This window comes from Cellulomonas sp. P24 (assembly GCF_024704385.1).
Classification (GTDB): Bacteria; Actinomycetota; Actinomycetes; order Actinomycetales; family Cellulomonadaceae; genus JAJDFX01.
Genome location: NZ_JAJDFX010000002.1, coordinates 145081 through 168146, shown reverse-complemented (window position 1 = coordinate 168146; position 23066 = coordinate 145081). Strand labels below are relative to the sequence as shown.

21 protein-coding genes and 1 pseudogene are annotated in these 23066 nt (G+C 71.3%); 13 read left to right on the top strand and 9 right to left on the bottom strand.

What is annotated here, in order from left to right; genetic code table 11:
• Positions 1–65 precede the first annotated feature (65 nt).
• The gene (locus LJB74_RS00875) at positions 66–1193 is read right to left on the bottom strand and encodes a 6-phosphofructokinase (protein ID WP_259306759.1); all 1128 of its coding nucleotides are present in this window, start codon (positions 1191–1193) and stop codon (positions 66–68) included.
• A gap of 398 nt (positions 1194–1591) precedes the next feature.
• Positions 1592–2530 (bottom strand): alkaline phosphatase family protein, encoded by a 939-nt coding sequence (locus tag LJB74_RS00870; protein WP_259306758.1) that lies wholly within the window; start codon positions 2528–2530, stop codon positions 1592–1594.
• A 496-nt stretch (positions 2531–3026) separates the two neighbouring features.
• Between LJB74_RS00870 and LJB74_RS00865 the strand changes: the two genes are divergently transcribed.
• From LJB74_RS00865 to LJB74_RS00845, 5 genes are all read left to right on the top strand, one after another.
• On the top strand, positions 3027–4244 hold the full coding sequence (locus LJB74_RS00865; RefSeq protein WP_259306757.1) for a sugar ABC transporter substrate-binding protein: 1218 nt from the start codon (positions 3027–3029) through the stop codon (positions 4242–4244).
• 90 nt (positions 4245–4334) lie between these two features.
• Positions 4335–4763, top strand: coding sequence for an ATP-binding cassette domain-containing protein (locus LJB74_RS20765; RefSeq protein WP_396125101.1), 429 nt, complete (start codon positions 4335–4337; stop codon positions 4761–4763).
• On the top strand, positions 4685–5158 hold the full coding sequence (locus tag LJB74_RS00855; protein ID WP_396125209.1) for an ATP-binding cassette domain-containing protein: 474 nt from the start codon (positions 4685–4687) through the stop codon (positions 5156–5158). The genes LJB74_RS20765 and LJB74_RS00855 overlap by 79 nt, the downstream gene beginning before the upstream one ends.
• A 276-nt stretch (positions 5159–5434) precedes the next feature.
• A complete protein-coding gene (locus LJB74_RS00850) occupies positions 5435–6436 on the top strand; it encodes a sugar ABC transporter permease (protein WP_259306755.1) in 1002 nt (333 codons plus the stop codon).
• A gap of 67 nt (positions 6437–6503) precedes the next feature.
• Positions 6504–7397 carry a hypothetical protein gene (locus LJB74_RS00845; RefSeq protein WP_259306754.1) on the top strand — a complete coding sequence of 298 codons (894 nt, stop codon included), beginning with the start codon at positions 6504–6506 and terminating at the stop codon, positions 7395–7397.
• 51 nt (positions 7398–7448) lie between these two features.
• On the opposite strand, the gene LJB74_RS00840 is transcribed toward LJB74_RS00845, so the two are convergent.
• The 3 genes from LJB74_RS00840 to LJB74_RS00830 form a co-directional block, all read right to left on the bottom strand.
• Positions 7449–8276 (bottom strand): SDR family NAD(P)-dependent oxidoreductase, encoded by an 828-nt coding sequence (locus LJB74_RS00840; protein ID WP_259306753.1) that lies wholly within the window; start codon positions 8274–8276, stop codon positions 7449–7451.
• 527 nt (positions 8277–8803) lie between these two features.
• Positions 8804–9595 carry a fructosamine kinase family protein gene (locus LJB74_RS00835; protein ID WP_259306752.1) on the bottom strand — a complete coding sequence of 264 codons (792 nt, stop codon included), beginning with the start codon at positions 9593–9595 and terminating at the stop codon, positions 8804–8806.
• The gene (locus LJB74_RS00830; protein WP_259306751.1) at positions 9592–10113 is read right to left on the bottom strand and encodes an Lrp/AsnC family transcriptional regulator; all 522 of its coding nucleotides are present in this window, start codon (positions 10111–10113) and stop codon (positions 9592–9594) included. The genes LJB74_RS00835 and LJB74_RS00830 overlap by 4 nt, the downstream gene beginning before the upstream one ends.
• Before the next feature lie 139 nt (positions 10114–10252).
• On the opposite strand from LJB74_RS00830, the gene ald reads away from it, so the two are divergent.
• The 3 genes from ald (at position 10253) to LJB74_RS00815 (ending at position 15043) form a co-directional block, all read left to right on the top strand.
• Entirely contained in the window at positions 10253–11368 is a 1116-nt protein-coding gene (gene ald / locus LJB74_RS00825; RefSeq protein ID WP_259306750.1) for an alanine dehydrogenase, read from the top strand.
• Positions 11369–11527: 159 nt separating this feature from the next.
• Positions 11528–13648, top strand: a complete 2121-nt coding sequence (locus LJB74_RS00820; RefSeq protein WP_259306749.1) for a M3 family metallopeptidase — start codon at positions 11528–11530, stop codon at positions 13646–13648.
• A 33-nt stretch (positions 13649–13681) separates the two neighbouring features.
• Positions 13682–15043, top strand: coding sequence for a M20/M25/M40 family metallo-hydrolase (locus LJB74_RS00815; RefSeq protein WP_259306748.1), 1362 nt, complete (start codon positions 13682–13684; stop codon positions 15041–15043).
• Between the two features lie 31 nt (positions 15044–15074).
• Here the strand turns inward: LJB74_RS00815 and LJB74_RS00810 are convergent, their stop codons facing one another.
• Complete coding sequence (locus LJB74_RS00810; protein ID WP_259306747.1) at positions 15075–15323, bottom strand: DUF5703 family protein; 249 nt, start codon at positions 15321–15323, stop codon at positions 15075–15077.
• 79 nt (positions 15324–15402) lie between these two features.
• Here LJB74_RS00810 and LJB74_RS00805 point away from each other — a divergent pair, with 79 nt between their 5' ends.
• Positions 15403–15756: a primosomal protein gene (locus LJB74_RS00805; protein ID WP_259306746.1), complete on the top strand. Its 354-nt coding sequence runs from the start codon at positions 15403–15405 to the stop codon at positions 15754–15756.
• 13 nt (positions 15757–15769) lie between these two features.
• On the opposite strand, the gene LJB74_RS00800 is transcribed toward LJB74_RS00805, so the two are convergent.
• Complete coding sequence (locus LJB74_RS00800) at positions 15770–16732, bottom strand: aldo/keto reductase (RefSeq protein ID WP_259306745.1); 963 nt, start codon at positions 16730–16732, stop codon at positions 15770–15772.
• 105 nt (positions 16733–16837) lie between these two features.
• On the opposite strand from LJB74_RS00800, the gene mshC reads away from it, so the two are divergent.
• A complete protein-coding gene (gene mshC / locus LJB74_RS00795) occupies positions 16838–18133 on the top strand; it encodes a cysteine--1-D-myo-inosityl 2-amino-2-deoxy-alpha-D-glucopyranoside ligase (protein WP_259306744.1) in 1296 nt (431 codons plus the stop codon).
• A 39-nt stretch (positions 18134–18172) separates the two neighbouring features.
• Here the strand turns inward: mshC and LJB74_RS00790 are convergent, their stop codons facing one another.
• Positions 18173–19036, bottom strand: coding sequence for a PAC2 family protein (locus LJB74_RS00790; protein ID WP_259306743.1), 864 nt, complete (start codon positions 19034–19036; stop codon positions 18173–18175).
• A 104-nt stretch (positions 19037–19140) separates the two neighbouring features.
• Here LJB74_RS00790 and LJB74_RS00785 point away from each other — a divergent pair, with 104 nt between their 5' ends.
• A complete protein-coding gene (locus tag LJB74_RS00785) occupies positions 19141–19872 on the top strand; it encodes an HAD family phosphatase (protein WP_259306742.1) in 732 nt (243 codons plus the stop codon).
• Positions 19873–19897: 25 nt separating this feature from the next.
• On the opposite strand, the gene LJB74_RS00780 is transcribed toward LJB74_RS00785, so the two are convergent.
• Positions 19898–20776 carry a PD-(D/E)XK nuclease family protein gene (locus LJB74_RS00780; RefSeq protein WP_259306741.1) on the bottom strand — a complete coding sequence of 293 codons (879 nt, stop codon included), beginning with the start codon at positions 20774–20776 and terminating at the stop codon, positions 19898–19900.
• A 63-nt stretch (positions 20777–20839) separates the two neighbouring features.
• Here LJB74_RS00780 and LJB74_RS00775 point away from each other — a divergent pair, with 63 nt between their 5' ends.
• Entirely contained in the window at positions 20840–22006 is a 1167-nt protein-coding gene (locus tag LJB74_RS00775; protein ID WP_259306740.1) for a site-2 protease family protein, read from the top strand.
• A 10-nt stretch (positions 22007–22016) separates the two neighbouring features.
• Positions 22017–23037 (top strand): annotated as a pseudogene (locus LJB74_RS00770) (tRNA (adenine-N1)-methyltransferase).
• Positions 23038–23066: the final 29 nt, after the last annotated feature.

Below are 23066 nucleotides of genomic sequence, written 5' to 3'. Positions count from 1 at the left end.
CCTCCTGTACGTCGGTGCGATCAGGTGCCTGCCGGCTGTCGGCTCGGGCGCGTGTTCGAGGTGGATCAGTCGCCCAGGCCGGTGCCGACCTTGCGTGCGGCTGTGACCCACTCGTGGTCGACCGGCACGGTCTTGACCTTGCCGGCGACCTCGGAGAGGGGCACCGGCTCGGTGCCCTCGCCGCGCGCCGCGACCATGAAACCGAACTCCCCGGCCGCGACGAGGTCGGCTGCCGCGGCGCCGATCCTGGTCGCCAGGAGGCGGTCCGCAGCGCACGGTGTGCCGCCGCGCTGGACGTAGCCGAGGATCGTGACTCGTGACTCGAGGCCGGTTGCCGCCTCGAGCTCGCGAGCCAGGCGGAACGTGTGCTCCCGCTGGGAGTCCTCGACGTTCGCGAGGTGCGACTTCGCTGCACGTGCCGCCTCGGGTGTCCTCGCTGACTTGGCGAGCAGTCGGGCCGCCTCGAAGTCGGCGGTGTCGTCGACGTCGCGTGCGCCCTCGGCGATCGCGATGACGCTGAACGAGCTGCCGCGCGCGGTGCGGGCCTGAATCGTCTCGACGATCTTCTCGACGGTGTAGGGGATCTCCGGGATCAGGATCACGTCAGCGCCGCCGGCCAACCCTGCGCCCAGGGTGAGCCAGCCTGCACGGTGTCCCATGAGCTCGGTGAGGATGATCCGGTGGTGGCTGTGCGCCGTGGAGTGCACACGGTCGATGGCGTCGGTGGCGATCTCGAGCGCGGTGGCGAAGCCGAAGCTGGTGTCGGTCATCGCGATGTCGTTGTCGATGGTCTTGGGCAGGTGCAGGACGTTGAGGCCGGCGTCGACCAGGCGCTTGGCGTTCTTCGCGGTGCCGCCACCGCCCAGGAGGATCAGGGCGTCCAGACCTTCCTTGTGGTAGTTCTCCACGACGGTCGGCACCATGTCGACGGGTTCGCCGTCGACGGGGAACTTGTGGACCTTGTCCCTGCTGGTGCCCAGGATCGTGCCGCCGACGGTGAGGATCCCGGACAGGGCCGCGCCGTCGAGGGGGATGTGCCGGTTGTTGACGAGGCCGGTGATCCCGTCCCGGTAGCCGATCAGCTCCCAGCCGTAGTGGCCGATCGCGGTCTTGCCGAACCCGCGGATCGCGGCGTTGAGCCCGGGGCTGTCACCGCCGGCGGTGAGGATGCCGATTCGCTTGTGCGTGGACATGGGGCGCCTCGATTCTTGTCGGCAGTGCGCGGCCAGTCTGGCGAGGGCCGGGGCGCAGGACAAGGCGGGGACCGGCGTCGGCGTGGCGGCATGAGAGCCGTGCAGGGGGCGGTTCACCGGTCGGAGGCTCGAGTGCCGGGTCCACATGGCGCATCCTCGCTGGCGAACCCGGGCAAACGGTGCGTGTGAGATTCTCATGATGAAGATGTGGTGACGTCTTTGCCGAGGCGTGGCATCATGGGAATCGCGAACAAGCCGTGGCGACAGTCGGGTCACCGGTGGCCCGTTGATCGTCAGGTGTCCACGTCGACGGGGCCTCCGGTGCGCAGCAGGAGGGCCCGTCGACGCGTGTCGGCGATGTTGTGACGCCCGCTCCGCGATTGCGGAGCGCCAGGACGTCAGAGGCCGAAGGCGGCTCCGAGCGACGGAGCGTCGGCCGCGTCACGAGGCGCGGGGGAGTTGACCAGGTCGCTCATCCAGCGGGTCCACGACAGGTGGGTCAGCGGCTGGTCGACAACGGCCCCGTGGAGCGTCGGCGCGATCACGACGGTCATCACGGTGTTGTCGCTGCCCGTCTCGGCCTCGTCGAACGTGACGACAACGGCCAGGTGACCGGATGCCCAGTCGGTCCCTTGCTGGATGCGCGAGACCCAGTCCGCGACCCAGGCGTCGGCCGTCGCCAGACCGCAGTCGTGCGCGTCGTTGCACAGGTCCGGGATCGCCAGGCCGACGGTCGGGAGTGAGCCGCTGGCGATGTCGGATGCCAACCGACCTGACGTCGTGGTGCCCAGCGGCACGTCGTCGACGGCACAGCTGCGGCGTGACTCGGGGTCGCTGAAGTACGTCCACGGGTTGTGCTTGACGGCGTAGCGACCGTGGCTCTCGAGGGCACAGCTCGTCGGCATCGCCTCGGCATAGGTTCGTGCCGACCGGCCGTGGCTGATCGCGAGGTCGAACACCGACGGACCTGTGAGCGGGTGGGCGGACGGGCCCGCATCGTCATGGACGCCGAACGTGGATCCACCGGCGAGGGCGAGGTAGTTCGGGAGCGACGGGTGCGTCACCGCGCGGTCGTTCGACGTCCGCCCGAACTGGTGCGCGAGTGCCACGAGACGGGGCATGTCGCGGTTCACCGCCGCGACGCCGTGGTTCTCCAGGACGATCGTGAGGACCTTGGTGATGGCCGTCGGTGCTCCGCCGGGTGGGAGGGAGGTCGTCGTCGGAGGCGCGGTGGCGGCGATCGTCGACGCGGGTGTCGTCTCCGCCCTGGTCGGGCTCCCCGGTCCGGTCGCCGGCGCGCTGCACGCTGTGAGGCCGAGCAGTGCGGCGGCGGTCACACACCAGCGTGTCACCTCTCGGCGTGACGGCGTCGAGGTCCGCCGTCGGGGACCGCGGGGTGTGAGCGTGGCCCGTGGGGCGCGCGCGGAGGAGTCCACGTCCATCGGGGTGCGAGGCCCTCCCGTCTCAGAGCCGGTCCCGTCTCAGGAGCTGAACGGGTCGAGCTCAGCCTACGCAGATGGGGACGACGTCGGAGGTGACGCTGTCCGGGTGCTCCGAGGTGCGGAAGCGCGGCGGTGAAGCGCGCCCTGTGCGGTTTCCTCACCTTCGCCGGGGATCGGGCGCCATTACCGCACATCGACGAGGCGGTCGGGTGCGCGCCGTCCCTGTCGACGGTGACGGGGATATCTGCGACGCCTCCACATCATATTCACAATTCATTCCTATGAATCCACGGTGAGGATTCTTTGGAAATGCCATAGTTCGACATCGAGGCATTCTGGTGGCACGATGCGAAGGACACACCGATGCATTCTCGCCAAAGGAGGCGTAATCATGGGAACCGTCCGCAGATCCGTCGCACTCACGGGTGCAGTGGTCTCGTTGGGGCTGGTGCTCACTGCCTGCAGCTCCTCGCCGACGCCGGCCACCACACCGTCTGCGTCGGCGACGACGCCGGCGTCCGTGCCGCAGATCAATGCTGCGGACTTCACGTCGGACTTCGCGCTCATGAAGCAGCTGACGGGTCTGGCGGCCCAAGGTAAGGGGATGATCGGGGTTCTCCTGCCGGACACGACGACCTCGACGCGGTACGTGCAGTACGACGCGCCGTACCTGAAGAAGGCGTTCGAGGCGGCGGGGCTCTCGTCGAGCCAGTTCAAGATCGACAACGCGAACGGCAGTGCGTCGACGATGCAGACGCAGGCCGAGGCCGACATCAACGCGGGTGCCTCGGTGCTGCTGGTGGACCCGCTGGATGCGGGCAGTGGTGCGGCGATCGAGGCGAAGGCTGAGGCAGCGGGGGTGAAGGTCATCGACTACGACCGGTTGGTGACCGGTGGGCCGGCGGACCGGTACTACGTGAGCTTCGACAACGTGGAGGTCGGCAAGCTGATCGGGAAGGGTGAGGTGCAGTGCCTGACGGACTGGAAGGTCGCCAAGCCGAACATCTTGATCATGGACGGGGACCCGACGGACAACAACGCCAAGCTGTTCGCCCAGGGATACAACGGGGTGCTGCAGCCCTACTTCGACAACAAGACCTATGTGAAGGTCGGTGAGCCGGCGGGGACGTGGACGCCGTCGGTGGCCGCGACGACGTTCGAGCAGCAGTACACCGCGCACCCGAACATCAATGCGGTCGTGACGCCGAACGATGACAACGCGAATGCGGTGATCGCCGTCCTGAAGAAGGACAACATTCCGGCCAAGACATTCCCCACGACGGGCCAGGACGCGTCGCTGCCCGGGTTGCAGAATATTCTGACCGGGTACCAGTGCGGCACGGTCTACAAGCCGATCTACCTCGAAGCGCAGGCCGCCGCGGCTCTGGCGCTGTACCTGCGCGCCGGCCAGACCCCGCCGACGACGTTGGTCAACTCCACGACCACCGACTCGGTGATCAACAAGCCGATCAAGTCGGTCTACACCACGCCGGTCTGGGTCACCTCGGCGAACATGGCCGCGACGGTGGTCAAGGACGGTGCCGTCACCGTGGCCCAGCTCTGCGCGGGGAATGTTGCCAGCGCGTGCGCCGCGGCGGGCATCAAGTAGCGCCGATCTCGGGACGTCGTGGGGGCGCGGATCGCCGTGCCCCCACGACGTGCACGACCCCCTGAACTCGCGGAAGGCACGACGGAACCCATGCAGACAGCGACGGACCACGACGACGTGGCGCCCCGGAAGGGCGTCGACGCTCCACCACTTCTCCGGTTGAGGGGGATCAGCAAGCACTTCGGCCCGGTGGAAGCACTCACGGATGTCGACCTGGATCTCCCCTCCGGCGTGGTCACGGCTCTGGTCGGGGACAACGGAGCCGGGAAGTCGTCGTTCATCAAGTGCATCTCGGGGATACACGTTCCCGACCACGGGGAGATGTGGTGGGAGGGGGGAACCCGGTGCAGGTCCGCACGCCGTCGGAGGCGGCGGCGTTGGGGATCCAGACCGTCTACCAGGACCTCGCGCTGTGCGACAACCTGGACATCGTCCAGAACATGTTCCTGGGGCGCGAACGCCTGCGCCGTACCGGGCTGGACGAGGTGTCGATGGAGAACGCCGCCCGCGAGACCCTGACGAGCCTGGCGGTCACGACCGTGCAGTCGGTTCGCCAGCAGGTCGCCTCGTTGTCCGGCGGGCAGCGCCAGTCCGTGGCGATCGCCAAGGCGGTGCTGTGGAACTCCAAGCTCGTGATCATGGACGAGCCCACCGCGGCTCTTGGGGTCGCTCAGACGACCATGGTGCTGGACCTCGTGCGGCGCCTGGCCGATCGGGGACATGCCGTGATGATCGTGTCCCACAACCTGAACGATGTGTTCGAGGTGGCCGACCGGATCGCCGTTCTCCGGCACGGGCGGATGGTGGACGTGCGGCCCGTCGCCGAGAGCGACAGGCAGATCGTGGTGGATCTCATGACGTCGGGCGTGTCGACGCGGACCGTGGGGACACAGGAGAGCGGGGCTGGACGATGACCAGGAGTCATGTAGCTGCTCCGACGCCGGCAGCCGGCTCCGTTGCGGACGCACCTGCGTCTGGGAACGAGGCGACGGTCGACACGGTCGGTGGGTATCTGCGTGCGTCGGTGGTGAAGATCCGCGGCGGTGAGACCGGGGTGCTGCCGGTCGTAGCCGGGCTGGTCCTGGTCTCGGTGCTGTTCCAGTCGTTGAACAGTCACTTCCTGACGGCGGGAAACCTGGTGAACCTGCTGGTCCAGGCGGCGGTGTTCAGCCTGCTGGCGATGGGGGGAGGTGTTCGCGCTCCTGCTGGGGGAGATCGACCTGTCGATCGGGTTCGTCGCGGGGCTGGCCGCGGTGGTGATGGCCGAGCTGGCCCGGCCGACCGTGGGGTGGCCGTGGTGGGCGGCGATCGCGGCGGCGTTGGTGGTCAGCGCGCTGATCGGGCTGGTCCAGGGCACGTTGATCACACGCATCGGTCTGCCGTCGTTCGTCGTCACGCTGGCCGGTCTGTTGTTCTGGCAGGGCGTGATGCTCTGGATCCTCGGGAGCGGCGGATCGGTCCTGATCCAGGACAGCACGATCAACGACCTCAGCTCCGGGGTGCTGACGAAGCTCGCCGGGTGGGTCGTGATGCTCGTCGTGGTGACCGTGTTCGCGGTGCTGACCTGGCGGCGGGACGCGCACCGTCGAGACTCGGGGCTGGTGGCGCCGCCTCCCGCGCTGACGGTGGCGAAGATCGGCGGCGGCTTGGTGGGTGGGGTGGTGCTGGTGGTGCTGACGAACGCCGACCGCGGGGTCCTGGTCCCCGTCTACGGGATGCCCTGGGTGGTGCTGCTGGTCTTCGCGGTGCTGGCGGTGTGGACGTACGTGCTCGGGCGGCGTCGGTTCGGCTTGTACGTGTACGCGATCGGCGGAAACGCCGAGGCGGCCCGGCGCGCGGGGATCAACCTGCCACGAGTGCGCACGTTGGCGTTCATGTGCGCCTCGCTGACGGCCGGCATCGGCGGGGTGGTCTACGCCTCGCGCCTGCGCTCGATCTCGACCGCCCTGGACGGCGGCACCCTGGTCCTGTACTCGGTCGCGGCTGCCGTGATCGGCGGCACGAGCCTGTTCGGTGGCCGCGGCAAGGCCCTGCACGGGGTTCTCGGTGGAGTCGTGATCGCGGCGATCGACAACGGCATGGGTCTGCTGGGGTTCTCCGCCGCGGCGAAGTACGTCGTGACCGCCCTCGTGCTCCTCGTCGCCGTCACCATCGACGCCGTCGCCCGACGCAACCGACCCGCAGGGACCTGATCGCCTGGACGACGAGGGACGTGAGATACCCCTGGCGGTCAGGACTGCACCAGGGGAGCATGGCACGATGCGCGCCGTACGAGCCGCTCTGGCTCTCCTCCTCGTGTCGCCTCTCGTCGGGTGCAGCGGCGCGCAGCCGAGCGGGTCGGCGACCACAGCCGAGCGCGCCACGATCTCTGCCTCGGCGCTCGTCGGGATCCGCGCGGAGATCCGCCAGAGCCGGTCCGACTGGGCCGCCCGGGTCGTCCAGGTCCGCGTGTACGACGACGGCACCGAGCCGGTCGTCGTCTCGGGTGTGGCGCTGACGACACCGGGCGTCGACGGCGTGTCGCACGGCCGGCCCCGGAACCCTCCCACGGTCGACCCCGGCGACGACCGGGACGTGTCCGTGGCCCTCCGCGCGCCGGCGTGCGGCGGTGACGACGGTGCGGCGCACGTCGTGATCTCGCTCGCCGACGCCGCCGGGGCCACCGCCGAGCTCGCTCTGGTCGCCGAGGACCCGCAGGGGCACCTGGCGCGGATACGTGCGGAGGACTGCGCTGCCGCCGCGGTCGCGCGCGGCGCGACGCTCGCCTGGGGAACGGGCGTCGAGGCCACGGACCAGGCCGGGACGCTCGTCGGCTCCCTCGATCTGACGATGACCCCGGTCGCCGGTGGCCCGACGGTTGTGATCACGCAGATCGACGGGACGGTTCTGCTCTCCCCGCTGGTCGCCGGTGCGCCGACCGCCGCATGGGCGCCGGCCGAGCTGGCGGCCCCACGCACAGCACCGGTGACGGTGCCTCTCGCCTTCGTGCCCGCCCGCTGCGACCCGCACGCGGTGGCCGAGGACAAGCGTGGGACGTTCGTCGGGGTCCATGCCACGGTCGGTGGCATCCCGCAGCACGTGTTCTACCTGGGCGTCGACGATGCGACCCGCGGGGAGCTCCACGACTACATCGGCCGCGCCTGCGGGTGGTGACGGGCGGTGGCGCCGACCGGCTCACCGGGCGGGGTCGGACGGGCCGTGGGTTCAGGAGGCCATGGCGACCATCGCAGCGCTGCGGTCCCACAGCTCACGCGCCAGGTCGGCGTCGGACGCCTGTGCGTTCGCCTTCGCGATCTTGCGCTTCTCGTAGTACTCGCCCGAGACCCACTGCGAGCCGGGTTCCGTCGTGGCGAGCCACACGAGCGTGTCCGCGCCCTTCTCCGGCGAGATGAGCAGGCGCTTGAGGACGCTCGTGTAGACGACCCGCATCGGGCTCGTCGACTCGGCGGCGAAGTTGGTCGCGACACCGCCCGGGTGGAAGGACGCCGCGCTGATCCCGGCCGAGGAGTAGCGGCGATGCAGCTCGCGGGTGAACAGGATGTTCGCGAGCTTGGCGTCCCCGTACGCCTTGTTCGGGCGGTACCCGGTACGGGCGTCGAGGTCGTCGATCTCGAGGTGGCCGAAGAAGCGGTTCGCGGCGCTCGACGTGGTGATCACGCGCGCGTGGCTGTCGACGAGGCGATCGAGCAGCAACGTCGTCAGCAGGAACGGCCCGAGGTGGTTGACCTGGAACGTCTTCTCGTGGCCGTCGACCGTCTCCGTGCGGTCGCCCATGATCCCGCCGGCGTTGTTCGCGAGCACGTCGATGCGCGGGTACTCGGCAAGGAGCGTGGCGGCGAGCTCGCGCACCTCGTCGAGCCGCGCGAAGTCGGCGACGTACGACGCGACGCCGAGCTCCGCGGCGACGGCTGCCGTCTTCTGGAGCGACCGTCCGACGATGACGACCTGGTCGCCCGTCGCGGCGAGTGCCCGTGCCGCGGCGGCACCGATACCGTCGCTCGCACCGGTGATGACGATGGTCCGTTCGGGCATGGGTGTTCTCCTTCGTGACGCGCGGTGACCAACGGTCCGCGTGGCGTTGACCAGGGTCGTTGCCTCCGCCCGACCCCGAGCGGGGCCTCCCGGAATAATCCGTGGACCGGTAGTGCTGTAGACTGCAGACTGTAGGACGTGCCGGGAAGCCGGTGCGACCGATCCGCCCCGGACCTTCGGGTCGACGCCACCCTCACCGGTGGTCGGCGGATCTGCAGTTCTCGGTCTGCGCGGTGGTGCCAGCATCCCGCCGCGAATGGACCGGCTCGATCGTGGAGACGCGCTCCTTGTGAGGAGTGGACGGACACGGATCGGGTGGCTCGTCATTGACAGTCCCCAAACGATGCCGGGGACGGTTCAAGCCGCGCGTGAGCATGACAAACGGGTGTGGTGGACGGTGACGCAACAGATGCTGGTCACGGGCGAACGGCGGCCCGCACCTCGACGGTGCGGGCCGCCGTTGCGTGCGGGCTCGGGTGCGGCGTGACTGTCGCACAGAGGACGCGACGCCGGTCGTCCGCACGACGTCACGCGGCCCAGCGGCGCAGGAGCCGGGTGAGCGCGCTCTGGTAGTGCCCTCCGAACAGGATCGCGTGGACCGCGACGGGGAAGACCTGATGCAGACCGGTCCGTCCCTCCCAGCCGCACCGCAGAGGGTGCACCTCCTGGTAGCCGGCGATGACGTCCGCGAGGTACGGGAACCCGAACAGCGCCAGCATCGCGAGGTCGGTCTCCCGGTGCCCGCCGTGCGCCGCGGGGTCGATCAGGACGGCCCCGTCCGGTGTCCAGAGCACGTTCCCTGCCCAGAGGTCGCCGTGGAGCCGTGCGGGGGTGTCGTCGTCGTCGAGCTCGCCGCGCCGCAAGCGCTCGCACAGGGCCGCGAGGAGCCGCGTGGTCCCGTCGTCGAGAGGCCGGTGACGCGCGGCAGCGACGGCGACGAGGGGTTCCAGGCGTTGCGCCGCGTAGTGCTCGCCCCATCGTGCGTGCGTACCGGCCGGGAGCGTGAGCGGGTCGTCGAGCGGCCCGAAGAACAGGTCGCCGGTCCAACCGTCCGGGCCGGAGCCGAATGCGGACGCGCCCGCGTCGTGGGTCCGAGCAAGACCGCGCCCGAGCGTGCGGGCCCGGACGGCATCGGGCGCTGCGGTGACCAGGCGTCGCAGGTCCAGGTACGTCGGTCCGACCTCGACGACCTCGACGATCGCCGCTCCAGGCGCTGCGCCGAGCCACGCCAGCCCCGCCGCCTCGTAGGCGAAGTACCCCGCGGGGGGCGTCCGCGCGGCTCTTGCGGAACGTCGGTCTCTGCCGTGCCGAGCCGTCAACCATGCCGGGAGCTCGAGGTGCGGACGTGCTCGAAGATCAGGCTCGTCTCGGTCAGAGCGACCTCGGTGAAGGCGCTGAGCTGCTCGAGGACGAACTCGCGCAGGGCGTCGCTGTCCTCGACGGCGACGTGGACGAGGAAGTCGTCGGCACCGGCGACGAAGTACAGGTCGAGGACCTCGGACCGTGCGGCGAGGCGTTGTGCGAAAGCGGCCAGCCGGTTCCGCGCCCCCGACTGCATGCGGACCGCGACCATCGCCTGGAGTCCGCGACCGAGAGCGGCGGGGTCGACCTCGGCGTGGAAGCCGCGGATCACGCCGGCGTTCCGCAGGGCGCGGACGCGGGTCAGGCACGTCGACGGCGCGATCCCGACGGCGGCGGCGAGCGCGTTGTTGGGCATGCGCGCATCCTGTTGGAGGAGGTGCAGGATCTGCCGGTCGACGTCGTCCAGGGAGACCGGCCGAACATCATGCGAGGCGACCGACGATCCGGGACCCGCCTTCGAAGATTCTTCGCTCATGGCCGCATTGTACAGAATCTATCGTTCCGTTCATGGAACTGAAACAAATGATCTTCACACTACTGACGTCTTGTCCATCACACTGGAACTGACCGCGGCCGGTGAGGGTCCGCGCGAGTCCGCCACGAGGAGCCCCGTCATGAAGATCGGTATCCCCACCGAGATCAAGAACCACGAGTACCGCGTCGCCATCACCCCGGCAGGAGTGCACCAGCTGGTCGCCGCCGGTCACGAGGTCATGGTGCAGCGCGGCGCCGGCGAGGGCTCCGCCATCGCCGACGAGGACTACGTCGCCGCCGGTGCCACGCTCGGTGCCAGTGCCGAGGAGGTCTGGGGCAGCGCCGAGCTGCTGTGCAAGGTCAAGGAGCCGATCGCCGCGGAGTACCCGCTGCTCCGCAAGGACCTCGTGCTGTTCACCTACCTCCACCTTGCGGCGGACAAGGCGTGCACCGATGCGCTCGTCGCCGCCGGGACCACCGGTATCGCCTACGAGACGGTCCAGACCCCGGACCGCACGCTTCCCCTGCTCGCCCCGATGAGCGAGGTCGCCGGGCGGCTCGCCGTTCAGGTCGGTGCCTACCACCTCATGAAGAACGAGGGCGGACGCGGCGTGATCCTCGGCGGGGTCCCCGGCGTCACCCCGGCGAAGGTTGTCGTCCTCGGCGGAGGCGTCGCGGGCCGCCACGCGATCGAGATCGCCGTCGGCATGCGCGCCGACGTCACGGTGCTCGACGTCAGCATCCCGCGGCTGCGTGAGCTCGACGCCGCCTTCGGTGGCCGCGTCCGCACGATCGCCTCCAGCGCGTACGCGATCGAGCAGGCGCTCCTCGAGGCCGATCTGGTGATCGGAGCCGTCCTGGTGCCCGGGGCCAAGGCGCCCACGCTGGTGCCGGACACCCTCGTCGCGCGCATGAAGCCGGGCTCGGTGCTCGTCGACATCGCGGTCGACCAGGGCGGCTGCTTCGAGTCGACGCACCCCACGACGCACGCCGACCCGACGTTCCGCGTGCACAACTCGGTCTTCTACTGCGTCGCGAACATGCCGGGCGCTGTTCCGGTGACCTCGACGTGGGCGCTGACCAACGCCACGCTGCCGTACCTGACCGCTCTGGCCGATCTCGGGTGGGAGGCCGCACTCCGGGCCGACGCGTCACTCGCCGGTGGCCTGACGACGCATGCGGGCACGCTGCACAACGAGGCGGTCGCCGCCGCGCACGGCTACGACTACGTGCCGGTCGCGGTCGCGCTCGCCTGAGAACGGGAACCGGCGCCGCATGCGGGTGGCGCCTGATCGTCCTGTAGCGGGGCCGGACCTCTCGAGGTCCGGCCCCGCTCGGCGTCTGTCGCGTCTGTCGCCGTCTTTCGGGGACCGTGGGGGACCGTCAGGGGCACAGCATGCGGGCATGATGGCGGCGTGAGCGACGACACGACCCTCGACCCGCGCAACCCCTTCGCGACGCCCTCGACCCTGCCCTACGGCCTGCCCGACTTCGCCGCGGTCCGCGAGGAGCACTACCGCCCCGCCTTCGTTGCCGGGATGGCGCAGGAGCGCGCGGAGGTCGAGGCGATCCTCGCCGATCCGGCCCCGCCCACGGTCGAGAACACGCTCGACGCCCTCGAGCGGGCCGGTCTTCTCCTGGCGCGAGCAGCGACCGACTTCTTCACCCGGCACAGCGCCGACACGACACCGGGCCTCGACGCGATCGAGGACGAGGTCGCGCCGCTCCTCGCCGCGCACGAGGACGCGATCCAGCTGGACCCTCGCCTGCTCGACCGGTTGGACGCGCTTCAGGAGGCCGCCGACCTCGGGACCGTCGAGCTCGCTCCGGACGCCGCGTGGCTGCTCCGTACCCGACGTCGCGATGCGGTGCGCGCCGGGGCGAGACTCGCACCCGCGGCGCAGGAGCGTCTCCGCGCCCTGAACCAGCAGATCTCCGTGCTCGAGGCGACGTTCGGTCGCACGGTCCTGGCGGCAAGCAACGCCGGCGCGGTGCTCGTCCGCGACCGTGCCGAGCTCGCCGGCCTCCCGGCCGACATGATCGAGTCGGCGTCGAGAGCAGCGGCAGAGCGCGGGCACGGCGGGGCGTACCTGCTCGACCTGCACCTCCCGACCCAGCAGCCGGTCCTCGCCCTCCTCACGGACCGAGCCGTCCGTGAACGAGTGCATCGGGCCTCGGTGTCACGCGGTTCGACGGCGCCGGACGCTGCCCGGGCCGAGACCGAGACCGAGACCGAGACCGACCACGACACGCGTGCGACGCTGCTCGCGCTCGTGCGGGCGCGCGCCGAGCGTGCCCGCCTGCTCGGCTTCCCGCACCATGCCGCCTACGTCGCCGACGACGGGACCGCCGGATCGGTCGAGGCGGTGCAGGACGTGCTGGAGCGCGTGACGGGCCCTGCGGTCGCCCGCGCACGCCTCGACGAGACGGACCGCGCCGACGCCCTGATGGCGGACGTGCCGGGGGCAACGCTCGAGGCGTGGGACTGGACGTACTACGCCGAGCAGGCGCGGTCGACGGCGCTCGACGTCGACGACTCGCGGCTCCGGCCCTACCTCGAGCTCGACCGTGTCCTGCACGAGGGGGTGTTCCGCGCGGCGGGCGACCTGTACGGCTTGACGTTCCATCGCCGCAGCGACCTCGTCGGCTACCACCCGGACGTGCGCGTCTACGAGGCCCGGTCCGCGGACGGCACCGGCGTCGGGCTGTACCTCGCCGACCTGTACGCACGCGACTCCAAGCGCGGGGGTGCGTGGATGAACAGCCTCGTGGACCAGAGCCACCTGCTGGGTACCCGACCTGTGGTGATCACCACGCTCAACATCGGTCGGCCGCGCGACGGTGAGGTGACGCTGCTGACGGTCGACGAGGTCGTGACCCTGTTCCACGAGTTCGGCCATGCGCTGCACGGCCTGCTGTCCGACGTGCGATACCCGTCGCAGTCGGGCACGAACGTGCCGCGCGACACGGTCGAGTACCCGTCGCAGGTCAACGAGATGTGGGTCTGGGATCCCACGTTGCTGCGCGAGTACGCCGTGCACCACGTCACCGGCGAGCCGATCCCGGACCCCCTGGCGACGGCGCTCGTGGCCTCCCAGGTGCACGACTCGGGCTTCCTCACCACCGAGCACCTCGCCGCCGTCCACCTGGACCAGGCCTGGCACCGGCTCGGACCCGACGAGGTACCGTCCGAGCCCGACGCCGTGACGGCCTTCGAGGACGAGGCCCTCGCCCGTGCCGGCGTCGCCCTGGCCACGATCCCCCCGCGGTACCGATCGACCTACTTCACCCACGTGTTCGCCGGCGGGTACGCCGCGGCGTACTACTCGTACCTGTGGTCGGAGATCCTCGACGCCGACACCGCGGAGTGGTTCCGCCGGAACGGGGGACGCACCCGCGAGAACGGTGAGACGTTCCGGCGGACCGTCCTGTCACGAGGAGGGTCGGTCGACCCGATGCAGGCGTTCCGCGAGCTCCACGGACGCGACCCGGACATCGGTCCGCTCCTCGCCCGCAAGGGGCTGACAGGCTCCTGACGGACGCCGACGCCCAGTTGCTACCGTGAACCCATGCCTCGCCCTCCCGTCCTGGTGACGTCCGACGGCTCCGACGGGCCCGCCGCCGTCCCGACGGCACAGGACGAGGTCGCACGCATCTGTCAGGACCTGATCCGGTTCGACACCTCCAACTTCGGCGACGGGTCGGGCCCTGGTGAGCGGGCCGCGGCCGAGCACGTGATGGGGCTCCTGACCGAGGTCGGTCTCGACCCCGAGCTGTACGAGTCCGCCCCGGGGCGTGCGAACGTGGTCGTACGGCTGCCGGGCGTCGACCCCACGCGCCCCGCTCTCGTGCTGCACGGGCACCTGGACGTCGTCCCCGCGCAGGCGGCGGACTGGTCGGTCGACCCGTTCGCGGGGGAGGAGCGCGACGGCCTGATCTGGGGTCGTGGTGCGGTCGACATGAAGGACATGGACGCGATGATCCTGGCGGTCGTGCGCCAGATGGCCCGCGAGGGGCGCCGTCCGGCACGTGACGTCGTCGTCGCGATGTTCGCCGACGAGGAGGCCGGTGGGGTGATGGGTGCGCGATGGTCCGTCGACCACCGCCCCGACCTCTTCGAGGGGGCGACTGAGGCGATCAGCGAGGTCGGTGGGTTCTCGGTCGAGATCGCCGGTCACCGTGCGTACCTGCTGCAGACGGCGGAGAAGGGTCTCGCCTGGCTCCGGCTGGTCGCCGAGGGACGAGCCGGCCACGGGAGCCAGGTCAATCGCGACAACGCCGTCACCCTGCTGGCCGGGGCCGTCGCACGCATCGGGGAGCACGACTGGCCGTTGGCCCTGTCACCGACGGTTCGCCAGCTCCTGACCGGTGTGGCCGACCTCACCGGCCTTGCCTTCGACCCGGAGGACCCCGACACCATCGATCGGCTGATCGACGCGCTCGGGTCGGCGGCGCGGTTCGTCGGTGCGACCGTGCGGAACACCGCGAACCCGACGCAGCTCGGCGCCGGCTACAAGGCGAACGTCATCCCCGGCCGTGCCGAGGGTGCGCTCGACGCGAGGTTCGTCCCGGGTCACGAGGCCGAGGCGATGCGCACGCTGCGCGAGCTCGCCGGCCCCGGCGTCCGGATCGAGGACATCCATCGCGACATCGCCCTCGAGGTGCCGTTCGACGGCGACCTGGTGGACGCGATGGTCGCGGCGCTCCATCACGAGGACCCCGGAGCGACCGTGCTCCCGTACGCGTTGTCCGCGGGCACCGACAACAAGTCGCTGTCCCGGCTCGGCATCGCGGGTTACGGCTTCGCCCCGCTCCGGCTCCCGGCGGACCTGGACTTCCCGGCGATGTTCCACGGCGTGGACGAACGGGTCCCGGTCGACGCCCTGGTCTTCGGCACCCAGGTGCTCGACCGTCTGCTGCGAACCTGCTGAGGGTTCCGGCGGGCAGGTGCGACCCGAGTGGTCAGATCCCGACGAGGTCGAGCGTGCTCCGCACCCGGATGATCTTCCGGCGGAGCCAGACCTTGCTCACTCCGCCCGCGTAGAGCCGTGTCCGTGCGAGCTCCCAGCGCCCGTACTCGGCCTCGTCGGTCAGCACCCGGCACGCGTCGCCGCGTGAGGTCGACGCGGAGAACGTGAGGACGCGGTACTCGTACTGGCGTCCGTGCGCACCCCACTCGCCGTCTGCCCGGCGGGTCATCGTGTCGCCCATCCATCCCCTCCGCTCGCCCGGCGTCATCGTTGGACCTTACGCAGTGTCATTGTGCCTGTCACGGAGATACGGTCAGGTCATGACCGTCGACCCGCGCGCCGCCCTGGACCGCTTCCTTGCCGCCCTCGAGGCGCACTACCACGCGATCGAGAGCCGCCGGGGAGACGACGACCCGGCGGTGGACGACGCCTACGACGTCCTCGCGGACGCGTTCGAGGTGTACGACGACGCGCTCGGGACGGTGCACGGCGAGGCGATGCCGTTCTACCTCGCAGAGGACGACGGCGATGACGACGACCTGGACGACGGCGATGACGACGACGACCAGGAGGACGATCAGGACGACGACCTGGAGGTCGAGCTCGAGGTCGGCGACGACGCCGAGGACGACGTGCGTCGAGCACTGAACGGCTCCTCGGTCGTCGACGGCTGAGGCCGGCGGCGGATCAGCGCCGCTCGGGATAGCCGAGGGCCGGGGCGCTGATCTCGTCCAGGGCGAGCCGGATCTCCGGCGGAAGACTCAGGTCGAGGGCGTCGAGCGACGCGCGTAGCTGGGCAGGTGTCCTCGCGCCGATGATCGCCGACGCGACCGGCGTCCCGTCGGTCAGCCACGCGAGCGCGACCTCGAGCGGGTGCCGGCCGAGTCCTTCGGCCGCCGTGCACACCGCGTCGACCACCGGCGCCGACGCCCCTCCCAGGTACGGCTCCACGAAGCCGGCGAGGTGCGCCGATGCCGCGCGCGAGTCGGCGGGGATCGTCCGCCGGTACTTGCCGGTCAGGACGCCGCGGCCGAGAGGCGACCAGGCGAGCACCCCGATCCCGAGGGCGGCGGCGGCCGGGAGCACCTCGCGCTCGACCCCACGCTGGAGGAGCGAGTACTCGACCTCGACCGCGGTGAGCCCGACCTCGGTGCCGAGCAGCGTCGCCGCACGGGCGGTCTGCCACCCGGGGTGGTTCGAGAGCCCGACGTACCGCGCGCGCCCGCTCGTCACGGCGAGCCGCATCGCCGAGACGGTCTCCTCGATCGACGTGCGTGGATCGGGGGTCTGGACGAGCCAGAGGTCGACCGAGTCGGTCCGCAGGCGGGCGAGCGACGCGTCGAGAGACGACAGGAGCGCGCCCCGGGAGGCGTCGACGACCCCGCCCGTCGCGGTGCGTCGCACGCCGGCCTTGGTGCACAGCACGACGTCGTCGCGCCGCGCCACCGTCTCCAGGAGCTGGCCGATCAGCTCCTCGGACGCACCGTTCGCGTAGGACGCCGCGGTGTCGAGCAGGGTGCCACCCGCGTCGAGGAAGTCCTTGAGCTGCTCGCCGGCCTCGTGCGCGTCGGTGTCGCGGCTCCAGGTCATGGTTCCCAGTCCGAGACGGGACACCCGCAGGCCACTGCGTCCGAGCTGGCGAAGTTCCATGCCCCACAAGTTACCGGCACGCACCGGCCACCTCGCGACGCTCCGGCGGTCACGCCCCCGTCGACGGCGAACCCGCCGGTCGTCGCCGGGCGTTACGCTTCCGTGGTGCTCACCTGGCCCGCCCCAGAGATCCCCGTCCTTCCTGGTCACGGAGGCACGGTCCGGGTGCACGACTCGACGACAGGCGCCCTCGTCGAAGCGGCTCCTGGACGTGACGCGGGGATGTACGTCTGCGGGATCACGCCGTACGACGCGACGCACATCGGTCACGCCGCCACCTACCTCGCCTTCGACCTGCTGCTCCGGGCGTGGCGGGACGCCGGGAAGGCCGTCACGTACGTCTCGAACGTGACCGACGTCGACGACCCGCTGCTCGAGCGCGCCGCCGACACCGGGATGGACTGGCGTGAGCTCGCACTCGAGCAGACCGCCCTGTTCCGTGAGGACATGACGGCCCTCGGGGTGGTGCCGCCCGACGTGTGGGACGGCGCCGTCGAGAGCATCCCGCGCGTCGTCGCGGCCGTCGAGCAGATGCTTGACGCAGGGACCGCCTATCGTGTCCCGCTCCGCGACGCCGGGGCAGGCGGGACGCAGCCCGACCTCGGTGACGTGTACGCCGACCTGTCCGCCGACAGCGCGTTCGGCACGGTGTCGCGACTGGACCGGTCGCAGATGCTCGCGCTCTTCGCCGAGCGTGGGGGAGACCCGGACGCACCCGGAAAGCGCGATCCTCTCGACCCGGTGCTGTGGCGTCGCGAGCGGGTCGGTGAACCGGCGTGGGACGGGGGAGCCCTCGGGACGGGTCGACCGGGCTGGCACATCGAGTGCGCCGTGATCGCCCGGGACGCGCTGGGGGTCTCGTTCGACGTCCAGGGCGGAGGGACGGACCTGCTCTTCCCGCACCACGAGATGAGCGCGTCGCACGTGCGGTCGCTCGCGTCCGCGGCCGGGACCGGTGCCGCGGGCTGCGCCCACGCCCACGTGCACGCTGGCATGGTCGCGCTCGACGGTCACAAGATGAGCAAGTCCCGCGGGAACCTCGAGCTCGTCTCGCGCCTGCGCGCCACGGGTGTCGACCCGATGGCGGTGCGACTGGCGATCCTCGCCCACCACTACCGGGAGGACTGGGAGTGGTCCGCGGCCGACGTCACGGCCGGGGAGGCGCGCCTCGCCCGGTGGCGGGACGCGGTCTCGGGCAACGGTGGCCCCGATGCGGCGGCCACGCTCGCCGAGCTCCGTGCGGCCGTCGCGACCGACCTCGACGCGCCACGCGCCCTGCGCGCGGTCGATCACTGGTGCGACGCGGTGGCCGCCGGCGATCCCGATGACGGTTCGTGGGAGGTCGGGGCGCCCGGCATCGTCGCACGGGCGATCGATGCGCTCCTCGGGATCCGGATGTGACCTGACCCGGTCGGGTGCGATCCGGTCAGGTCCTGCGCGTCAGGCCCCGGTGCCCTTGTCTCGGCGCCGGAGGTACCGCTCGAACTCCTGCGCGATCGCCTCGCCCGAGGCCTCGGGCAGCTCGGCGGTGTCCTTCGCCTCCTCGAGCTGGTGGACGTACTCGGCGATCTCGGTGTCCTCGCTCGCGAGCTCGTCCACCCCGAGCTGCCACGCCGCGGCGTCCTCCGGCAGGTGGCCGAGCGAGATCGGCTCACCGAGGAGGCTCTCGAGCTTCGTGAGGATCGCCATCGCGGCCTTCGGCGACGGCGGGTGGGCGACGTAGTGGGGGACTGCGGCCCACAGCGAGAGCGACCGGAGACCTCTGTCGGCTGCTGCCTGGTGGAGGACGCCGACGATGCCGGTCGGGCCCTCGTACGAGTTCGCCTCGATCTCGAGGGCGAGCTGGATGTCCGGGTCGTCGCTCGTCGTGGTGACCGGGATGGGTCGGGAGTGCGGGACGTCCGCGAGCAGGGCGCCGATCGTCACGACGGTCGTGACCCCGAGGCCGGCGGCGATGTCGAGGATCTCGGCGCAGTACCGGCGCCACCGCATCGACGGCTCGATGCCGTGCACCAGCACGACGGTGCGTCCCGACTGCGGGGCTTGGGCGACCGCGATCGACGTCGTGGGCCAGGAGATGCGACGGGCCCCGTCCGCGTCGATGCCCACGGTCGGCCGGTTGACCTGGAAGTCGTGGTACTCCTCGGCATCGAGCTCGTCGACCTGCTCGGCACCCCAGACCTCGTGGAGATGGGTGAGGGCCTGGCTCGCGGCGCTCCCGGCGTCGTTCCACCCCTCGAACGCAGCCAGCAGCACCGGGCCTGCAGGGTCCACACGGGCCAGCCACTCGTTCTGCTCGCTCATCCGGCCAGCCTAGGTCGTCGGCGGGCGGCGCGACGGGCAACCACGCGGGAGCTGACAGATCCGGTGTGGCAGGAGGAGCGTCCCGCGACACCTACGATCGTCCGATGACCTTGTCGACGAGCCCCGCCGGCACACCGGCGCCTTCGAACGGTGCGGTGAGGCCGGTCCGGCCGGCCGCGGTCCTGTGGGACATGGACGGGACCCTCATCAACTCCGAGCCGTACTGGATGGCGGCCGAGACCGAGCTGGTCGAGGCCCACGGCGGTCGCTGGAGCCACGAGGACGGGCTCGGGCTGGTCGGGAACGCGCTCGACGTCTCGGCGGGCGTCCTGCGGTCCGCGGGCGTGAACCTCGGCATCGACGAGATCGTCGACCTCCTGGTCGAGCAGGTCACGTCCCAGGTGCTCGGTCGGGTCCCGTGGCAGACCGGCGCCTACGCGCTGCTCGGTGACCTGGTGACCGCCGGGATCCCGTCCGCGCTGGTCACGATGTCGTTCCGGCGCCTTGCCGACGCCGTCGTGTCCGGTGCGCCGGCGAACGCCTTCGCCGCGGTGGTGTGCGGGGACGAGGTCGTGCACGGCAAGCCCGACCCCGAGCCGTACCTCCGGGCCGCGTCCGCCCTCGGCGTCGACGTCACGCGGTGCGTCGCGGTGGAGGACTCTCCTGCGGGGGTGGCGTCGGCGCTCGCGTCGGGCGCTCGCACGATCGGCGTGCGGGTGATGGTCCCGATCGAGCCCCGGCCCGGGCTGAGCAGGATCGCCAGCCTGGCGGACCTGGATCTCGAGCTGCTCCACCGTGTCGCGGGCGGCGAGGTCGTGGACCTGCTCGACGCGTGAGGGCGGTCGGGCCGCGCCTCGCGCCTCAGGCGCGAGGTGCCACGCCCAACGTCAGCTCCACCGCGCCGTCGGGCACCTGTGGCGCACGACCGCCGAAGGCCGGGCAGACCGGCTTGTGCGCGCACCAGCCGCACAGTGCCGACGTGCGTGGCTGCCAGTCGCCCGAGGCCGCCGTCGCCTGGATCTGGTCCCACGTCGCGCGTACGCGCGACTCGACCGTGCGCAGCTCCGGCTCGTGCGGCTCGTGCCGGACGATCTGCCCGTCCCCGAGGTAGACGAGCTGGAGCATGCGGGGGACGACGCCCCGGGTGCGCCAGATCACCAGACCGTAGAAGCGCATCTGGAACAGCGCCGAGGCCTCGTACCCCTGCCGGGGCGACTTCCCGGTCTTGTAGTCGACGACGCGCAACGAACCGTCCGGTGCCTCGTCGAGCCGATCGACGATCCCGCGCAGGAGCGGGCCGTCCTCGAGCTGGGTCTCCACGAACAGCTCGCGGGCCGCCGGTTGGAGCCGGTTCGGGTCCTCGAGCGAGAAGTAGGTGCGGAGCAGGTTCGCGGCGGTCGCGAGCCACGCGGAGTCGTCGTCCGTCCCGAACAGGTCGGCGTACTCGGGGTGAGCCGCCCGGAGCGACGCCCACTCGGTCGGCAGCAACGTCTGCGCGTGCTCCAGGGTCCGGTCGCCGGCCGGGGCGTCGAAGAGGCGTTCGAGCACCGCGTGGACGAGCGTCCCGCGCGTCGCGGCCTCGCTCGGCGGCTCCGGCAGGCGGTCGACCACCCGCAGGCGGAACAGCAGCGGGCACTGGGCGAAGTCGTTCGCGCGCGACGGCGACAAGCCGGGTCGTCGGGCGCGCGTCGTCGCTCCCGCAGGAGGGTTCGCGTCGGCTGCCGGTGAGGTCGAGGTCATCTGGCGAGCGTAGGCCCAGGGGCTGACGCAGGACCCGGTCGCTGCACCGCCTAGGCTTGCCGCGTGACCAGCGAGCGCCGCGACCCCGACACGACCTCCGGGTGGGTGATCGGTCACGTCGGCCGGGCCCCGGTGATCCTCACGCCGTCGTGGCTCATCGCCCCGGTGGTCATCACGTTGCTGTTCGCGCCGACGGTCCGCACCTACGCCCCCGAGCTCGGGACGGTCAGCTACCTGGTGGCTGCCGCGTTCGCCCTGCTGCTGCTCCTGTCGGTGTTCCTGCACGAGCTCGCGCACGCGCTCGTGGCACGGGCACGCGGGCAGCAGGTCAAGGAGCTCGCGATCACGGTCTGGGGTGGGCGGACGTCGTTCGACGCCGCGGCACCGACGCCGGGGACCAGCGCGCTCGTCGCGGTGGTCGGACCCGTGGCGAACGGCCTCGTCGCGGCCCTGTGCTGGGGCCTCGTCCAGGCCACCGAGCCGGGCACCGTGGTCACCCTGGTGCTCTACGCCGGGCTCGTGAGCAACGTGTTCGTCGCGGTCTTCAACATGCTTCCCGGGCTGCCGATGGACGGCGGCTACATCCTCGAGGCTCTCGTGTGGCGGCTCAGCGGCGACCGCAGCCGCGGCACGCTCGCCGCCGGCTGGTTCGGACGTGGCGTCGTCGTGCTCGTCGCGGCGTGGATCCTCGTGCCGTCGCTGCTGTCCGGTCGTGCCCCCGACCTCGTGATGGTCGGGTGGGGTGCGCTGATCGGCGCGTTCCTGTGGAGCGGCGCGGGGCAGTCGATCGGCGCCGCACGTGCACAGCTGAGGGTCAGGGGGCTCGGGCTCGGCGACCTCGGGGTGCGGGCGGTCGGCCTGCGTGACGTCGGCACCGTCGCCGCGGCGATCCAGGAGGCCGTCCGGGCCGGGGCGGACGCGATCGTCGTGCTCGACCACGACGGTCGGCCGCGTGGCTACGTGGATCAGGCGGCCGCGGCCACGGTCCCGGTGGACCGGCGCGCCACGACGGCCCTCGACGCCGTCACCGTCGCGATCCCCGCGGACGCCCTGATCGACGCCCGGCTCACGGGAGACGATCTGGTCCGCGCCGTCGGGGTGAAGTCGCAGGTCTCGCCGGTGCTGGTCGCCGTCACGCCGGGTCCCGACGGGCTGCTCGTCCACGGGCTGGTGCGGGTGCAGGACGTCGTCGCCGCGCTGCGCGCACCTAGACTCGGCTCCCGTGGATGACCAGACGGCCCTGACGCCGGCCCCGAGCCCGACCGCCCGTACCGCCCCGACCGGAGCCGGGCTGCGTCGCGGACCGTTCCGCGAGGGCGAGCGCGTCCAGCTGACGGATCAGCGCGGACGCCTGAGCACGATCACGCTGACGAGCGGGGACGCGTTCCATACCCATCGGGGGTATCTCCCGTATGCCGAGCTCGTGGGTCTGCCCGAGGGCAGCGTCGTCCGGAACACGGCCGGCGTGGAGTACCTGGCGATGCGACCGCTCCTGAGCGACTACGTCCTGTCGATGCCTCGTGGTGCGGCTGTCGTGTACCCGAAGGACGCCGCGCAGATCGTCGGCATGGCGGACATCTTCCCGGGTGCCCGGGTGATCGAGGCCGGGGTCGGTTCCGGGGCGCTGACGATGTCGCTGCTGCGGGCCGTCGGCGACGAGGGCAGCCTGCACTCGATCGAACGTCGGGAGGACTTCGCGGCGATCGCCCGGGGCAACGTCGAGGCCTTCTTCGGTGGGCCGCACCCGGCCTGGTCGCTCTCGATCGGCGACCTTGCCGACGTGCTGCCGGTCGTCGCGGCACCGGGAAGCGTCGACCGTGTGGTGCTGGACATGCTCGCGCCGTGGGAGAACCTCGACGCCGCCGCAACCGCGCTCGCCCCCGGCGGGGTGTTCATCGCCTACGTCGCGACCACCACCCAGCTGTCGCGGCTCGCCGAGGACATCCGCGTCGACGGACGCTACACCGAGCCGCAGGCCTGGGAGTCGATGGTGCGCGGCTGGCACCTCGAGGGCCTCGCCGTGCGGCCGGAGCACCGGATGATCGGCCATACCGGGTTCCTGCTCACCACGCGTCGGCTGGCGGACGGCGTCGAGGCCCCGGTGCGCCGGCGTCGACCTTCGAAGGGTGCCTACCCGACCGACGGCACCGGCGCCCCCCACGGGCGAGTGGACCGCGGAGGAGCTCGGCGAGCGCGCGGTCTCGGACAAGAAGGTCCGTCGGGTACGGCGGGACGTCGGCCAGGGGCCGGTCGTCGACTGACCGGGGTCTCACGTGCTGGTGCGCCGCCG

What these genes read in the sequence shown, in the direction of transcription:
- LJB74_RS00875 (WP_259306759.1), bottom strand. Translation starts at nt 1,193, where the DNA reads ATGTCCACGCACAAGCGAATCGGCATCCTCACCGCCGGCGGTGACAGC.
- LJB74_RS00865 (WP_259306757.1), top strand. Translation starts at nt 3,027, where the DNA reads ATGGGAACCGTCCGCAGATCCGTCGCACTCACGGGTGCAGTGGTCTCG.
- LJB74_RS20765 (WP_396125101.1), top strand. Translation starts at nt 4,335, where the DNA reads ATGCAGACAGCGACGGACCACGACGACGTGGCGCCCCGGAAGGGCGTC.
- LJB74_RS00855 (WP_396125209.1), top strand. Translation starts at nt 4,685, where the DNA reads ATGTTCCTGGGGCGCGAACGCCTGCGCCGTACCGGGCTGGACGAGGTG.
- LJB74_RS00845 (WP_259306754.1), top strand. Translation starts at nt 6,504, where the DNA reads ATGCGCGCCGTACGAGCCGCTCTGGCTCTCCTCCTCGTGTCGCCTCTC.
- LJB74_RS00840 (WP_259306753.1), bottom strand. Translation starts at nt 8,276, where the DNA reads ATGCCCGAACGGACCATCGTCATCACCGGTGCGAGCGACGGTATCGGT.
- LJB74_RS00830 (WP_259306751.1), bottom strand. Translation starts at nt 10,113, where the DNA reads ATGAGCGAAGAATCTTCGAAGGCGGGTCCCGGATCGTCGGTCGCCTCG.
- ald (WP_259306750.1), top strand. Translation starts at nt 10,253, where the DNA reads ATGAAGATCGGTATCCCCACCGAGATCAAGAACCACGAGTACCGCGTC.
- LJB74_RS00815 (WP_259306748.1), top strand. Translation starts at nt 13,682, where the DNA reads ATGCCTCGCCCTCCCGTCCTGGTGACGTCCGACGGCTCCGACGGGCCC.
- LJB74_RS00810 (WP_259306747.1), bottom strand. Translation starts at nt 15,323, where the DNA reads ATGGGCGACACGATGACCCGCCGGGCAGACGGCGAGTGGGGTGCGCAC.
- LJB74_RS00805 (WP_259306746.1), top strand. Translation starts at nt 15,403, where the DNA reads ATGACCGTCGACCCGCGCGCCGCCCTGGACCGCTTCCTTGCCGCCCTC.
- LJB74_RS00800 (WP_259306745.1), bottom strand. Translation starts at nt 16,732, where the DNA reads ATGGAACTTCGCCAGCTCGGACGCAGTGGCCTGCGGGTGTCCCGTCTC.
- LJB74_RS00790 (WP_259306743.1), bottom strand. Translation starts at nt 19,036, where the DNA reads ATGAGCGAGCAGAACGAGTGGCTGGCCCGTGTGGACCCTGCAGGCCCG.
- LJB74_RS00785 (WP_259306742.1), top strand. Translation starts at nt 19,141, where the DNA reads ATGACCTTGTCGACGAGCCCCGCCGGCACACCGGCGCCTTCGAACGGT.
- LJB74_RS00780 (WP_259306741.1), bottom strand. Translation starts at nt 20,776, where the DNA reads ATGACCTCGACCTCACCGGCAGCCGACGCGAACCCTCCTGCGGGAGCG.